Origin of the sequence: Cupriavidus malaysiensis (genome assembly GCF_001854325.1) — a bacterium.
In the GTDB taxonomy this organism is placed as follows: Bacteria; Pseudomonadota; Gammaproteobacteria; order Burkholderiales; family Burkholderiaceae; genus Cupriavidus; species Cupriavidus malaysiensis.
In genome coordinates this window covers 307,940-322,564 of record NZ_CP017754.1, presented here as the reverse complement: position 1 = coordinate 322,564, position 14,625 = coordinate 307,940, and the positions used below count along the sequence as shown (strand labels likewise).

General features: G+C 62.7%; 10 protein-coding genes. 6 read left to right on the top strand and 4 right to left on the bottom strand.

The window, feature by feature from the left end; translation table 11 throughout:
- Positions 1-434: 434 nt before the first annotated feature.
- The 4 genes from BKK80_RS36150 to BKK80_RS01340 all read right to left on the bottom strand — a co-directional run bounded on the left by BKK80_RS36150 (position 435) and on the right by BKK80_RS01340 (position 8,735).
- Entirely contained in the window at positions 435-938 is a 504-nt protein-coding gene (locus BKK80_RS36150) for a hypothetical protein (RefSeq protein ID WP_157903136.1), read from the bottom strand.
- Between the two features lie 700 nt (positions 939-1,638).
- Entirely contained in the window at positions 1,639-1,932 is a 294-nt protein-coding gene (locus BKK80_RS36145; RefSeq protein WP_157903135.1) for a hypothetical protein, read from the bottom strand.
- A 29-nt stretch (positions 1,933-1,961) separates the two neighbouring features.
- Positions 1,962-8,231, bottom strand: a complete 6,270-nt coding sequence (locus tag BKK80_RS01345; RefSeq protein ID WP_084545442.1) for an RHS repeat-associated core domain-containing protein — start codon at positions 8,229-8,231, stop codon at positions 1,962-1,964.
- 207 nt (positions 8,232-8,438) lie between these two features.
- Positions 8,439-8,735, bottom strand: a complete 297-nt coding sequence (locus tag BKK80_RS01340) for an RHS repeat domain-containing protein (RefSeq protein WP_205683706.1) — start codon at positions 8,733-8,735, stop codon at positions 8,439-8,441.
- Between the two features lie 429 nt (positions 8,736-9,164).
- On the opposite strand from BKK80_RS01340, the gene gspG reads away from it, so the two are divergent.
- The 6 genes from gspG (at position 9,165) to BKK80_RS01310 (ending at position 14,616) form a co-directional block, all read left to right on the top strand.
- Complete coding sequence (gene gspG, locus BKK80_RS01335) at positions 9,165-9,599, top strand: type II secretion system major pseudopilin GspG (protein ID WP_231908012.1); 435 nt, start codon at positions 9,165-9,167, stop codon at positions 9,597-9,599.
- Between the two features lie 89 nt (positions 9,600-9,688).
- Positions 9,689-10,903: a type II secretion system F family protein gene (locus tag BKK80_RS01330; RefSeq protein WP_162287341.1), complete on the top strand. Its 1,215-nt coding sequence runs from the start codon at positions 9,689-9,691 to the stop codon at positions 10,901-10,903.
- The gene (locus tag BKK80_RS01325) at positions 10,900-12,648 is read left to right on the top strand and encodes a GspE/PulE family protein (protein WP_236903706.1); all 1,749 of its coding nucleotides are present in this window, start codon (positions 10,900-10,902) and stop codon (positions 12,646-12,648) included. Before BKK80_RS01330 ends, BKK80_RS01325 begins: the two co-directional genes overlap by 4 nt.
- Positions 12,629-13,477 (top strand): hypothetical protein, encoded by an 849-nt coding sequence (locus tag BKK80_RS01320; protein WP_157903134.1) that lies wholly within the window; start codon positions 12,629-12,631, stop codon positions 13,475-13,477. Before BKK80_RS01325 ends, BKK80_RS01320 begins: the two co-directional genes overlap by 20 nt.
- Positions 13,478-14,047 carry a PilN domain-containing protein gene (locus tag BKK80_RS01315; RefSeq protein ID WP_071068467.1) on the top strand — a complete coding sequence of 190 codons (570 nt, stop codon included), beginning with the start codon at positions 13,478-13,480 and terminating at the stop codon, positions 14,045-14,047.
- Positions 14,044-14,616 carry a hypothetical protein gene (locus BKK80_RS01310; RefSeq protein WP_156811076.1) on the top strand — a complete coding sequence of 191 codons (573 nt, stop codon included), beginning with the start codon at positions 14,044-14,046 and terminating at the stop codon, positions 14,614-14,616. The genes BKK80_RS01315 and BKK80_RS01310 overlap by 4 nt, the downstream gene beginning before the upstream one ends.
- Positions 14,617-14,625 lie beyond the last annotated feature (9 nt).

The following is a 14,625-nucleotide window of genomic DNA, read 5'->3' as shown; positions in this document are numbered from 1 at the left end:
TGTGTCAGTTGCCCCTGCGCGAAGTGGAGGCAGAGCCCGGTAGTAACCGAGGATGATGTCGGTGACGATGATGGGAGCGCACAAGGCCGCATTGCCACTTGTCGGAGAACTGCCACGCACAGCCCCCAATCCCTTTGCCACGCTAGGCCAGTCTTAGAACTTTGCCTGAACCCACATCTTTGCCCTCCCAAAGAGTTACCGTCTTACCTACACTCAATCTCGGTAAAACGAGATCTCGATTCATAAATTTCACGGGCACTTCATACGCCGCCCCCAGCTCCAGTGTTTTCCCACCGATAAGCAATCTGCATTCGAATCCCTCTCCATCCACAAACAGCGGACATGCGTAATACGTTCCAGTTATTGAACTCGCCCTACCCCCTTCTTCTTTTGTTTTAAATCTGACCTCCAAAAATGCATCTGGCTTCATACTCTTACCCAGAGGTACCTTTCAACCATTGTTGTATCCACGGATGCTTAACCAGCCCCGGGGCTGTATCAGCAAAGAAACGCATAAAAACCTCCCTCACTGCCAGCAGCATTTCCTTGAGCTCTTCCCGGTCAACCTCTTCAGAAATTGAATTAGTCTGCCAGCATGTCGACATCGAGCTCTTGCATGCAGCCACATAAACGCCCCCCTCAAGCATCAGGGTAATCGACCTTTCTATACCTTGCTCGTAGAATTCTATTTCTGTCGGCATACCTTCACTAACAGCCATGATTGCCGAGGGAAGCTGTTCTAAGAAGACAGGAAGATCTGTCTGCACATCTACGGGCCAATGATCTTGCCCAAACCCGGAAACTAAGAATTCACCACGCTGCCCAATCGCCTGACAAACGTCCCACAAGATAGATCGAACATCGTCATCATTGGGATCGTAGGGACGAACAGAAAAATCTGATGATGAAGATTCCTTGATCCTTAATTCGATCCACATTATGTTCCTTCCTATGGCTTGATGATTGGATACGCGGTACGAAGCCCGTCGCTTCTAGGAACGACGGTAGCCCATTCGGTTCTCACGACCGTACCGTCTCGACGCGGCTTTCACGCCACCCAGGTCCGATCTGTACGTCGTCGATGCGGCTAAGGCACTCAGTCGCCTGCTCAATCAACGAGAACATACGGTGGTTAGCATCAACGCCGGTGCTGCCAAAGTCCCCTGCAATCCGATCACCGAGAGCGGCAAATAGTGTCGTCGCAGGTGGCTCTTCCGGGAGCCATTCGTCAAGAACTGCCTCGTCTGCAGCTTGTACACCACCAGAAATCGCAGCCAACAAGCCAATAAAGTCCTCACAGCTCTCTGTCACCCTCCGCCCAGAGCATTGCTCATATCTCTGATTACGTTTCCCGCTGCTGCTCGATCACCTGGCCGAGCAGCCGGATTCCACGCTCAAGTGACCAAATGCTGTCCGTGGCCTTTTGAGAGTGGAAGGCGCCGACCAGCGGCTGACCAGTCGCCAGCTCTTGCCAATGTCAGGTTGCCAATGCGACGCCGGCGGCTGATTTGGTGGCGATCTACCGACGCGGCCCATCGCCGCTCCTGCATAGGCAGAAAAAAGCCGGTCCGGATTTCTCGGCACCGGCTTGATGAGAGAAGACAAGAAGCGAAGCTTCCTCCTTGAATATGTCAATGCTTACAACACCCTAACGATGGCCGTACGCTTGAAGCCCTCATACAGTTCAAAAACACATCCTGGCTTCAACCGCTCAAACGGAGCTGTTGGCATGAGAAATCGGGCTGTAGCATTGAACGACACAGCATGCGCAATTTCCGGGGAATCGAACTCCAATACGACGCTCCACGCCTCGTTTGGCCATGTCGCTGCATCTTCAGGAAATTTCGCCACGGTCGAATAAGTATTGGATGAAGGCAGATTTACCATCTTTTCCGGCAACCACTGCACATGCACCTTAACAGACTCACGCATTGCACAAGCTCCTCGGCAACGATCAATAGCTACCATTTGATAGTCACTCCTTTCAACTGATCTAGCTCGCCGTAGCGCGCTGCGCCAATGCCGTCTAGCCGTTCTACCCGCATGAGCTGGTTAGCTTGGGTCGTTGGCATTTGTGCACGCACCACTGTCGAGTTACCGGGGCCGTTCATCACATTGCCCCATTGCTCCGCATGCTCTGAACTTTCAGCAAACCACTTACCACCCAGGGAATTCGGACCAGCCTCAAACTTGCCGGTCGCCTGAATTTGCTTCAATTCACCTTGCGTTACTGCTCGATAGAGAGTCGTAGTCTCTTTCCCGGCTGCCTTTGCCGCTGCCCCAATCCCCTTAACAACCCCCGCCCCAATCCCCGGCCCGACCACCCCCTGAGACAAGGCGTCGGACAAGTTGGCTGACTGCTGATGCGACCAGCTGTTCGTTATCGCAGCCGGCGTCGGGATCGGCTGGACCTTCGACTCCACACCCATCAGGTTGTTCGTCGAGCACAGCGCCGCTAACCCGCTCGGATCGGTGGCGTTGATGGGGTTGTTCCCCACATACGCATACCAATTCAGGTCATCCTTGTACCCGATCGGATCCGTCTGCAGGAAACGCCCCAGCACCGGCGAATACATCCGCGCCTTGTAATAGTACAACCCGAGCGGCGCCAGGTACTGCTGCCCCGTATAGCCAAACCGCGATGCCGGCGTGCCCTCCGTCTCCCCGAACGGCCCGTACGCCTGGCTGCTCGTCGTCGCGCCGCTGCTGTTTGCCAGCGCCACGATGCTGCCCTGCTGGTTTGCGTACAGCCAGCTCTTGGAGGCTGTGCCCGGGCCTTCGTACTGCACCAGCGGCTCGTCGATGCCCGGGCCGAACACATAGCGGCGGACCACCGCGCCGGCGGCGTTGTACTCCGCAGCCAGATCCTGCCCGTTGTACAGCAGCGTCGTCGCCGTGCCGTTGATCGTGGTGCGGATCATCCGGCCTTCCGGGTCGTAGTCCAGCGTGGCGCTCGTGCCCGCGCGCGTGGCCGTCCGCAGGCGGTTGTCCAGGTCGTACGCGTACGTCCAGGTGCCGTCGCCGGTCAGGTTGCCGTTGCGGTCATACGTCACCGCCTTGCCGCCGGCCGTGCGGTACTGGTTCAGTCCGTTGGCCGTGTAGGTGCTGGTTCCTGCCGATGGCTTCCAGCCGTACCGGTCGTTCGTTACGCTCAAGCGCGTGATGTCTCCCAGCTGGTTGCGCGTGAAGTTCGCGATCCAGTCTTCGGTGCGGCTGGTGAACCGGTGGTTCTTGGCTGACAGCCAGCCCTGGTTGTCGTAGGTCAGCTCAGTGCGCGTGCCGTTGCCCAGCTCTACTTGCGTTCGGCGGTTGAGCTGGTCGTAGCTGTACTTCGCCAGGCTCACCGTGCCGTTCTCCAGCAGCTGCGCCGGGCGGCCAATGTTGTCGTACGTGGTCGACACATGGAAGCCGTCCGGCCAGGCAACGTCGATCATGTTGCCGGTGGCGTCATAGCTGTAACGCAGCGTCCGCCCGCCGGCACTGGTCTGCGTCAGTTGCCCCAGCGCGTTGTAGGCGTTGGTGATCGTGTGGCTGCCGTTGCTGAACTGCGATGCGGTTTTCAGGCCACGCAGGTCGTAGCTGTATTGCACGTTGCCCGCGCCCCCCGGAAAGGCGCGCGAGCTCAGGCGGTTCAAGGCGTCGAAGGTCTGCGTTACGGTCTGGCCATCACGTTTGCGCAGTGCGATCAGGTTGCTGTTGGCATCCCAGGCGTACTGCTCGTAGTTGTTCACATCGCCAAAGCCCGGCGAGCCATCCAGCGGATAGTGCGTGCGATAGAGGCGGTCGTGTCCGTCGTACAGGTTGACGGTCGTATTGCCCTTCGCATCGGTCGTCAGCGCGACCGTGCCGTTCGGGTTGTAGACGTAGCTCACATAGTTCTGCTGCAGACCCGTGCCCACGGCCTTGCGCACGCTCTTGACGCTGTCGTCGGCGTTGTAGACGGTCTCCGTGACCCGATTGCCGCCATCGGCTGCGGGCAGGAACTGCGTGACGCGAACCGGCCGGTGGTGGTCGTCGTACGCCGTATCGGTGATCGGTGTCGGTGCGGCCTCGGCGGGACAATACAGCGTACCGGCAGGTGGCGGCGCCGGCCCCCAGGAGCGCACCACATCGCCCATCGCGTTGTAGCGCTTGCACGTCACCAGCGCACCGCCGTTGCCGTATGTAATGCGACGAACTTCTCGATTGCTCTCGTCGTAGATCATGGATTCCGTTGAACCAAGCAGATTGGCATTCGTGTTGATGACGTTGTCGCCACTGTCGTAGCGGTACGTGATCAGCGGCATGCCATCGCGTTGACTCGAAATCAGCCGGCCCTCGTTGTCAAAGGTGGTAACGGTCTTGATCTTCTGTCCATCCGCGTCCTGAGTCGTGACCGCAGGCGTTCCATCCGCTGCGTAGCTGATGGTGGTCGACACGCTGCGCGTGCCATCGATCTTCTCCGTCACGCGAATCGGGCGCAGATAGCTTCCTTTCCCTGCAGGGGTGACTTCTTCGTAGACCGTTTCCGTCACGGGAGCCATGCCGCCTACGGAAGGACGGGTGATCTTCGCCAACTGAATGCCGTAGCTCGGCACCCGGTATTCATACGATGTCGTCAGGCCTCGCGCATCGGTCGACGACAATGGCAGGCCAAAGCTCGGCTCATATGTGAATTTCTGCGTCAGCACCGGATCGCCAGAGCCGGCACGCGGGATGCGCGAGACCGTTGCCACGTTGTGCGTGCAGCTACCATTGGCGAGCGCGCAGCTTCGGTCGTCGTACGCGTACTCGGTGCGGTTTCCTTCCGGCCTGGTTTCGCGTACCACGCGGCTTTGCCCATCGTAGTCCTTCAGCGTCCAGTTGCCGACCGGATCTCCGATCTGCAGTTGATTCCCTTCGCCGTCGATATAGAAGGTGCGCGCCGTACCGCCGGGGCCGACTTCCTCCGTACGGGATCCGGCAAAGTAGTACTGGAACAGATTGCCTGCGGCACTGGTCTGGGTACGCACCCGCCCGAGGGTGTCGTAGACATTGGTCACGACCGGTACCGTCGGAAAACTCGGTTCGAAGAACTTTGTCATCCGGCCGGGCTTGTCATATTCGAAACGCGTGGAACCACCTGGGAGGGCCGCACTGATCAGGTTGTCGTTGCCATCGTACGCGTACTGCGTCATCTTCATGAAGCCGAAAACGTTCCCGAGGCGCCCGTTCGAGTTGTAATAGAACGTCAATTTCCGGCCGGCGCTGTTCTCGACACGGAAAAGCCGGTCTCCATTCCAGGTGAACGTGATGGTCTCGCCGCTGATATCGACGAATTGCCTGATCCTCCCGCTGCCCTTATCGAATACATGCGTCCCCGCCCCTTCCTTGGCGTAGGTCTTGAGGACCCATCCGTTGCTGTTCTCGAGCAGGTAGGCCGCCTTCCCGGGCGGAGAGCTATAGGCGCCGCCACCGGTCTGACCCGGCAGGCGCACGAACACGTCACTATTCAGGCCGCGCTTGACGATCTTCGTGTTGTCGACCAGCTGATCACCAAACCAGCGTTGCGCGATCACAGCAGCAAGGAACTTGTCCGCCGGTGACGCCGCATCGTTCAGCAGATCCAGCGACGCCCTGTGCTCCACGATCGTGCCGACCGCATCGAGCGCGAGCCGGTCGCCCATGCCGAGGAAGCCATCGGACGCTGTCCGGATGCTCATGTCGTAGTTGTGCGTCCACCCTCTGCCGAGCGGCCCTGTCTGCCCGCCCATCCCACTGCTGTAGAAGCGCTGGAATGTCAGCGTGCCGGTTCCGTCGCCATAGCCGGTCTTGAGATCCTGATGCTCGTACAGGAAACTCCCGTGCACCATATCGATGGGATCGCCGAGCGAACTCCCGGGTCCGAAATATTCGATCTGGTTGAGCGGCGCCTTCGAAGTGCTGATCGTGTTGAAGTTGTAGGTCGGCGCCGGCACTGGCTTGGTGAAGTACCCGCCCGAGTACCCGCCGGCGATCGTCGACCCCAGCAGCCGCGCTTTCCCCAAGCCGCGCACGAAGTAGCCCGCCCCTTTCCAGCGGTTCTCGGCCAACTGGCAGTTGGCGGGTATCAGCAGCTGAAAGCCCTGGTTCAGGTAACCCTGGAAATTGCCCAGATGCGCCTGGCAGTTCGCGAGCGAACGCTGAACGCTGGCGAAGTTCCCGCTGGTGGCCTTGTAGATCGTCTGTCCCTGGCTCATGGCCTGGTCCAGCAGCTTCACGGTCGAGACGGCCGGGACGCCCGAGGTCTGGTTGACCGCGGTCGATTCGAGGATCGACAAGTGCATCCCGTTGCTGTCGAACGCCGCTCGCTCGAGATTGGCATCACCGGTCATCTGCACCGGTGAGCTCATATTGCTCGGCAGGTCGACATAGGGGCCCTCGGTATAGCCCGCGATACCCACCTGGTGCTGTTGCACCGTGTAGGCATTGGCAAGGCGGTCCGTGATCGAGGCGCTGTTCGTCGTCTGCGAGATCCACTGTGAGCCCATCACGCCCAGGCTCGCACCGAGCATGGCCTCGCTCGTATCGGCATGGCCCGCCGCCCTGAGTTCTTCCAGGTTCTTCAGGTAGTACTGCGACAGTCCCCGTCCGGTCGGCCCCCAGCCGTTCACGATCAGATAGGTGCCGCCACCCTTGATGCGCTGTTCGAACGCATGGTCCGCGCGTTCGTTGGGATAGGCGTTGTGCCAGACGACGAAGGTCACGGTGCTGTCCGTGCCCGGCGCCACCGGGCTCCCGGGGGCGCCGATGGCCTGGCCATCGAGCCTGAGCACCGGTTGGTTCGAGGCGTTGTAAGTGATCGTCAGCCGCTTGCCGTAGATCGCATCGGAGGTGAAGGTCTGGTCGATGCCCTGGTACAGCACGCGCACCGTCGGCTTGAACGCCGCCGGGATCTCGGTCCATTCGTCCTGACTCCGGCTCGTATCGGCCAGCGGGTTCCGGGTCTGCCGCAGCGCGCCCGCATAGAACGGAACGATGGACTTGCCGCCGATGATGTCGCTCAGCGTCGCGGTCGGCTTGTTCTTGCGGATCCAGTCGGCCAGGTTCATCGACACGCGCGAGAGATCCGCGCGGATGTTGTCGCGATTCAGGCCGCGGACCAGGTCCGGCGTGATCGTTGCGCCGGACTTGGCGTTCTGCAGGAAGGCCGCCGCGTTGTAGCCCGCTGCCGCGTTCAGATCGATACCTTGCTTGACAACGTGCGGCTTGTAGCTTGGATCGAACGTGTACCACGTGCCGCCGATATTGGCCTTGACCCAGACGTGCTCGATCGAAATGCTGGTCAGCGGCGCATTCATTCCGGGGCAAGAACCTGTTTGCGTGGCGCTGATGTCGTAGATCGGAATCTGCGTCTGCGCCATCAGGCTCACGACCGCGCAGACATTGCCGGTCGGCACCCCGAACCAGTCCGCGAACTGCTGGGCGTTGAGCTTGATCGCACCGCGCACGATGCGCGTGTCGTAGCCGGAGATGCGCAGCAGCGACGCCATCAGCTGCGCCTGGTCGGCCGGGCTGCCGTAGTTGTCGAGCACCGCGCCCAGTGCACCCTTGTGGATGCCGCGCACCGGATCGAGCTCGATATTGTTGCGGACGTACTGGTAGATCAGATCCGGATGATTGCGGAGCGCGCGCGCGAGCTCATCGAGCGATGCCGGTCCGGCCGGCGCGATGTGGGCCACGACGTTGTCGTCGCTGGCCGCGCGGGTAACGACCGACCGCGTGCTGCGCCCTGTCTCCTTCGGCTCGGCGAAGTTCTGCAGGTTGACGTTGTCGCTGCCGCTTGCGGCGGCCCTGCTGCGTTTCAGGTTGAGCCTCGGCAACGTTTCGATTGCACCGCCCGCATTGAGGTTCGCCGGCAACGTCGCCGCGACCTTGGCATCGTGAGCGCTGGCCACCTCGGCGCTCACCGGCGGCAGCAGCGCCCTGAGCGTATTCGGCTGGGGCGCGAACTCCTGGCCCAGTATCAGCCGGCGCATCCCGCCTTGCGGGGACGCCTCGCGGCCACGGCGAATCGGTGCTTCCTGAGCGGCGCTCGCAGCGGTCGCAGGCGCCGGCTCCGCCACCGCGGGGAGCGTGGTGGAAAATTGGACGTTGCCGGCTTCGGCAGCGCCGAGATACAGCGTCAGCGCGCCGGCCAGCGCCGTCAGCACCTTTGCACAGCCGGATCGGGATGCGCGATCGGCACCGCCTTGCGGCACGGCCCGCTTGCCTCGGAGTACATCGTCAATCATCGAAGGTTCCTCGGAGATAGGGATGGGTCTTAAGCGATGTGAAAATCCGGCGCGCACGCTACCCCGCCCCTGTCGCGAAACGACAAGGGCGTTGGTCGACAAGGACCGCTCGATCAGACTGGGTGCGCGAGCCCGCCCGTCAATACGGATGGGCCGTCACGCGTGCTGCGAAGCGTTTCCGTGCGCGGCGAGTGCGGAAAAAATCGGTTACGGGCTGGTGCTGACGACGCTGGTCCGGTTGCCCGTCGCGTCGTAGCTATAGGTGACGGTCGTCTTCCTGGCCCCGTCGCTGTAGACGATCCTGGTCACGCGCCCCAGCGAGTCATACGTGTATTCGACCGTGCTGGCCGAATGGGCCAATGGCGAGAGAGCGAAGAGGGCAGCGCCGGCGGCGGCGCTCAATGCGAAGCGCAGACGGAAGCGTCTGGCTTGCGGCATGCCGACCTGAAATGCACCGGACTGCTTGATCGATTGGCCCCTCGATGATTCGACAAATCCCTGCATGGCAATACGTCCTTTTTCTTTTACTTCTTGCGTTGGATTGCTGCTCAGCCTGCAATTACCTTCGATTGCCTGCAGTCACCTACGATGACTGCTGTGATCCATACATTGCGACGCTGCGCGGAGGCTATCAAACGATCACCTGTCTTTCAATCCAGAAATCGGCGGCAGTTCAATGGTTTGTCTTTAATCTTATTTTTCCGCGCCACCCTTGGGAATTTGCTGATTCTAGTTACCGCACAATTCGTGGAACCATGCTTGCCGACATGTCGAGTGTGCCGACATTTTTTCTGGCGAGACATCATGCATGCGTCTCGAACACCATAGAAATCGCCAAAAGGGCTTTACATGATGCGCCGTGCGATACATGAACAAGCCTGTCGAACCTTGGCGACGACTGTCGGCCCCCTGACTGTCGGCCCCCTGTCAGCCATCCAACGCTTCCCGAAAGACAAAGCCGTGCCGATCGGGCGCCATGCCGGCTTTACCTTGCTCGAGCTTCTGGTGGTACTGGTCATCATCGGCCTGCTCGCGGGCATCGTCGGTCCGCGGCTCTTTGCCAATGTCGATAAATCCAAGGAAACAACGGCGAAGGCGCAGATCGATGTGCTGAGCAAGGCCGTGGACCAGCTCAGGCTCGACATCGGCCGTTACCCGACCACCCAGGAAGGGCTCGCCTTGCTGACCACGCCGCCGGCCGACGGCACGCCCGGCTGGAGCGGTCCCTACCTGAAGAAGGCCGTCCCGGATGATCCCTGGGGCAAGCCGTACCGCTACACCTTCCCTGGGGCACACGGTGGTGATTACGACATCGTGTCGGACGGTCCGGGCCGGAACGCACCGGCCTCGCCGCGGATCCGCAACTGAGTCCGCCGTTTTCTCCAGACGCTTGTCTCGACGGGGCGCCCTGCACTGTGCCGAAATTCGTATTGCTTGGTTTGAACGCACGTGGCCAATTGCAGCAGTTCGATCTGCAGGCTGCCAATCGACACGACGCGCAACAGGAGGCCGTGCGCCGCGCCGGTCAGGCCGGCGTGCAGATTGTCGACGTCAGCGCCGCGCGGTCCGGTGAAGCGGGCGCCGCGCTCTCGCGCACCTCCCTGCGTGACCTCTTGCGCGGCAAGCGCTTCGACCTGTCTCTGTTCGTCCATGAACTGCTGGCGCTGCTGCGCGCGGGGCTGTCCCTGACCGAAGCGCTGGAGACGCTGGATGAACGCTGGCGCCACCAGCACGCCTCGGCCGCGGAAGAACAGGGCCACTATGTGCTGCCCGACCTCGTGCGCCTGATGCAGGAGGGCAAGTCTTTTTCGACCGCCCTGGCCATGCATCCGGCGTGCTTTTCCCCGCTGTTCATTGCCATGATTGCCGCCAGCGAGCAGACGGGCAGCATGGCGGAGGCGCTGGAGCGCTACCTGCAGTACCACGCGCAGGTCAGCGTCGTCCGGCAGAAGCTGATTTCCGCCTCGCTCTATCCCGCGCTGCTGATGCTGACAGGCACCATCGTCGCCTTCTTCCTGGTCTGGTTTCTCGCGCCGCGCTTCGCCCATGTCTACGAAGGGATGACGCCGACCGATCTGCCTGTGCTCTCCGCGTGGCTGCTGAAGATCGGGCTCTTTGTCAGCGACCATACGCTCGCCTCCCTCGGCTGCCTGCTCGGCCTGCTCGTGGCGGCGGCGTCCTTGCTGGTACGCCCCGCCGTGCAACAACGATGCCTGGCGCTGTTCGCGCGGATCGGCTGGATCGGCGCGACGCTGACGCTCATGCAGCTTGCCCGCTTCTATCGTTCGCTCGGCATGCTGCAGCAGGGCGGTGTCGCCCTGCTGCCGTCGCTCGACATGACGCGGGAACTGCTGCCGCTGCCGCTTCAGGATGGATTGACGCGCGCGATGGCCCGCATCGCGCAGGGCAGGAAGGTGAGTGAAAGCCTGGCGCAGGAACAGCTGATGACCACTGTTGCGCTGCGCCTGCTGCGCGCAGGTGAGCGCAACGGCCAGATCGCCGGCATGCTCGAACAGGCCGCGATGTTCCATGAACGGGAGATCACGCAGTGGATCGAGCGATTCGCCCGGCTGGTGGAGCCGCTCCTGATGCTGGTGATGGGGTTGGGAATCGGCACGATTGTTGTGCTGCTCTATCTGCCGGTGTTCGACCTGGCGGGGAACCTGCAATGAGCCGCGCGCGAAGGCCAGCGACGCCAATGACGCCAATGACGCCAACGCCCCCGACACCAACCGCCGCCCTGCTCGCCCAGGCCCGGTCGCTGGCCCGCACGGAGGGCGAGCCTTTGCTGTGCGCGCTCGAGAAGGTCGGCGGCCTGCCGGCCGACGACATGCTGGCGCTGGTCGCCGGCGAAAGCCGCATGGCCGTGCTGCGGCTCGCGCAGATGGAAGCCATGACGCCGGACTTTTCCGGCTTCAGCTACGCCGAGTGCCTTCAGCAGAATTGCGCGGTGCTGCACGATGGCGATCGTGCTGCTGATGATGATGATGGTAATGGCGAAAGCCATCGCATCCTGGTCTGCGACGATCCGTGGAATACCGCCCTGGTCTCGCTGGCAAGCTACCGGCTGTCCGGCTATTTCGATCTGGCCTTTGCGCATCCGCTCGAGCTGAAGGCATTGCTGGCCCGTTTCGGCAGCGACCAGGAGACGCTCTCCCAGTTGATCCGGCTGGACCATGCCGCCGACGGTGCGAACGGCGCGCAGGAGATCTCCCTTGCCTCGATCGCCAGCGACGACAGCCAGGTCGTGCGCCTGGTGAACTCGACGCTGTACGACGCGCACCGCAACCGGGTGTCCGATATTCATTTCGAGAACTCGCTGCGCGGGCTGTCGATCCGCTATCGCATCGATGGCGTCATTTCGACCGCTCGCGTGCTGAGCGATGCCGACGTGGCCGAACAGGTCATCTCGCGCCTGAAGGTCATGGCCGAACTGGACATCGGCGAGCAGCGCATTCCGCAGGACGGCCGGTTTTCCGTGTCGATCCACTCGCGCGAGGTCGATTTCCGCGTCTCGATCATGCCGGGCCTGTTCGGCGAAGACGCGGTCTTGCGCATTCTCGACCGCCAATCGCTGACGACGGATATGGCGCAGTTGAATCTGGACCTGCTCGGGATCGACACGCCCACGCGCGAGGTGATGCGCCGCCTCGCCAATCATCCATACGGGATGTTGCTCGTCACCGGCCCCACCGGCTCCGGCAAGACGACCACGCTGTATGCCACGCTCTCCGAGATCAAGCGTGGCGACGACAAGATCATCACGATCGAGGATCCCGTCGAGTACCAGCTCGACGACATCCTGCAGATTCCGGTCAACGAAAAGAAGGGCCTGACGTTCGCGCGCGGACTGCGCTCTATCCTGCGGCACGACCCGGACCGGATCCTGGTCGGCGAGATCCGTGACCGCGAAACGGCGGAGATCGCCATTCAGGCGGCGCTGACCGGGCACGTGGTCTACACCACCGTCCATGCCAACAACGTGTTCGACGTGCTGAGCCGCTTCCGGCATATGCAGATCGATCCGTACAGCTTCGTGACGGCCCTGAACGGAATCGTGGCCCAGCGCCTGGTCCGCTTGATCTGCACGCACTGCGCGGCGCCCTTCGTGCCGGACGAGGCATCGTTGCACGATTCGCGCGTCACGCGCGAACAACTGGCGGACGGCCGGCTGCTGAAGGGGTCCGGCTGTGCGAATTGCCGCGGCAGCGGCTATCGTGGCCGCCGCGCGCTGGCCGAAGTGCTGGTGCTCGATGACGATCTGCGCGAAGCCATCCTGCAGCAGGCGCCGACCGGCCAGCTGAAGGAGATGGCGCGCCGGCGCGGCCTGCGCGCGATGCGCGAGCAGGCCATCGAAGCCGTGAAGCAGGGGCAGACCACCTTGGAAGAGATCAATCGTGTCACGTTTGCCGATTAAGCCGGCGGCACGGCGGATCGCCCGGCTCGGTCATTCGATCGGCTATTCGATCGGCCACGCGATTGGCAACCAGGCGGCCAGCGCGGCGCGGCCGCAGCGCTTGCGCGTCTATCTCGGACACGGCGCGCTGGCCGTGTGCCGGAGCGCGGGCCGCTTCCATTCGTCGGTGCAGGACAAGGCGATCCTGAGCGGGGGCACCGGCGTGTCCGATCTGCCGAACCAGCTGGCAGCGCTGGAAAGCTGGCTGGAAGCGCATCCGGCACGCGCGGACATCGAGTGGATCATCGGCATCGAGCACGTGCGCTACCTGCTCCTGCCCTGGGACCCGCGGCTGGCGAGCGATGCGTTCTGCCGATCGCTGGCCGGCGCGCTCTTTGCCCAGCAGGGTGCCGGCGGCACGCCGTTTGCCGGCTACCAGCTCCGCTATTCGCCCCTCGCGTTCGGGCAGCCTTGCCTGGCCGCGCTGCTGACCAACGACGTCATCCGCGAGCTGACTGCCTTTGCCCGGCGCCGGGGTTGCCGGACCACGCGGATCGAGCCCGCCCTGAGTGTCGTGTGGAACCGCTTCCGTGCGCGCTGGAAACACGACACAGGCGTACTCGCGCTCGTCGAGGGACCGCGCCTGCTGCGCATCGGCTTCGCGCACGGCCACATCACAAGCTTCTCGCTTCAGCCCTGTTCCGACACGCGGCCACCGGCAACGCCGGAGGAGACGACCTGGGTATTCCCGGCGCGCCACCCGGCCGCCCCCGGCGGCGACGTGCTGGTGCTCGACGGCTTCGCGCCGGACGACGATCCGCGCCTGGCCTACGCGCTCTGCGGAGTGTGAATGGGGCGTCTGCACTGGAATTTCGCCGATCGATCGCGCTGGAGCGGGCCATGGCTTGCCGTGGGCGTCATCGCGCTCGCTGGCTGCCTCCACGCGCTATGGTGGCGCGACGCCTTGCTCACGCAGCGCCAAGACATGGTCGAACGCGCCGCCCGCCTGGCACGCCGCGCCGCAATGCAGCAGCGCCCGGCGGCACCCGCCGTCCCGGCGGCGCTCGAAACCGTCTTTGCCGAGATGCACTACCCGTGGATGGACATGCTGGACAGCCTGCGTGCCGCCACGCCGGCGGGCGTCGATCTGCTCACGCTGGAGCCAGATAGCGGTGCGATCCGCCGTGTGCATATCCGCGGCGTCGCCGATCAGACGCAAAGCGTGTTCGAGCTGGTCACGGCCTTGCATCAGGATCCCGCCTGGTCTTCGGTGCAGTTGGTCAGCCAGGCCCGGAACGGCGATGCGAGCCCGCCTCCCGGCCAGCATTCCATTGCGCCCCTGCCGGGCGGGCCGGGATCGTCCGGTGCGCTGCCGCCGACCCTGTCTTTTTCGCTGCTTGCGGAATGGAGGGGGCTGTGAACCGTCGACACGTGCTGCACGTGGTGTCCTGGCGCGGTAACTGGGTGTGGGGCCGGATCGGGCCGCACCATCTGGTCATCGCGGGCCTGCTGACGCTTTGGGTGTCATTGATCCTCGCGATCGACTATCCCTTGCTCCGTGAAACAAGACAGTTGGCAAAGCAACTGGCTTCGGTGCCAGAACCCGGACGGGAACGGCCGAGCACCGCGAAGGCCGCGCAGGCCGGACCGCGCCAGATCGCCAAGGAATATGCAGCCACCTTGCCGGCATTCGACGCGTACCCGGGCCAGTTGCGCGCATTGAACCTCCTCGCGGACCAGCACGGCGTGGTCGTCGCCCGTGTCGATTACCGCTATGAGCCGTTGACGGGCTTGCCGATCCAGCGCCTCGTCCTGCGCATGGACGCCCAAGGGCAAGACCTGCCACTGCGCAGCTTCCTGCAGGCCATGCTCAACGCGTTTCCGAATCTGTCGATCGCCCGCCTCGCCTATGCAAAAGCCACGGATGGATCGCTGAAGGTCGATCAAGCGCTGGAGATCCACCTGTACTACCGCTGGCAGGCGGAGTGAGGGTGGCCG